Here is a 738-nt window from a genome sequence, read left to right on the forward strand (position 1 = left end):
TAATATACCTGCCTGTAAATGGATCATAATAGCGATTTAGGTTGTAGTGTAACCCCGTCTCCTCATCATAATATTGCCCCTGAAACCTTAACGGATTCTCCGGCAGGGTGTGGAAATCTTCCTTATGGTAGGTTTCGTTTATTATCTGCCCATAGGTATTATACTGGCATTGGTATTCCCAGTAAGTCTATTAAAATACCCTATGTTTACTTTACTGATTACTATGTAAATTTTTTATCTTCACATTTATATAAAATTTTAGCTACATATATAGTAAAGGAGGAACTACAATTAGGGCATTTTTTTAAATTAACTCTGTGTAATTTTTTTTCTAACAAATCAAGTTTAGAGCTATCTGGTTTACCACTTTTATCTAAAATAATATAAATTGCTCCAGGATCAATGACTAATGAAACATATTCTTGATGACAAGTAAAACAAACCACTCTTTGAATATATGTTTTAATTGAATTGATGAAATCTTGATCATTAAAAGTATCATTAATTACTTTTTGATCCAACACGTTTAAATCAATATCATAATTTGGCCATACAATACAATAAGGAGCATCATAAAATGTGATATTTTCTTCTTTACTTTTTGGAAATTGAGGGCGTTTAAAAATAGCTAATCGTGTATTATTTCCATTCTGTGATCCTCGCCAAAATATTAGACAGTGCCCACCTCTATCATTTTTTCGTTTTGGTAATATTGTTGTTCATATTGTTCAGGTGATA

Annotated in this window: 1 protein-coding gene and 1 pseudogene; both read right to left on the bottom strand. The window is 30.5% G+C overall.

The annotated features are described in order from the left end of the window. Positions 1 to 151, bottom strand: a pseudogene (locus GQ593_RS13935) (RHS repeat-associated core domain-containing protein); the annotation flags it as partial. Positions 152 to 221: 70 nt separating this feature from the next. After that, positions 222 to 524 (bottom strand): hypothetical protein, encoded by a 303-nt coding sequence (locus tag GQ593_RS13395; RefSeq protein WP_160432472.1) that lies wholly within the window; start codon positions 522 to 524, stop codon positions 222 to 224. Between the last annotated feature and the right edge of the window lie 214 nt (positions 525 to 738).

Origin of the sequence: Gilliamella sp. Pas-s25 (assembly GCF_009795885.1) — a bacterium.
Classification (GTDB): domain Bacteria; phylum Pseudomonadota; class Gammaproteobacteria; order Enterobacterales; family Orbaceae; genus Gilliamella.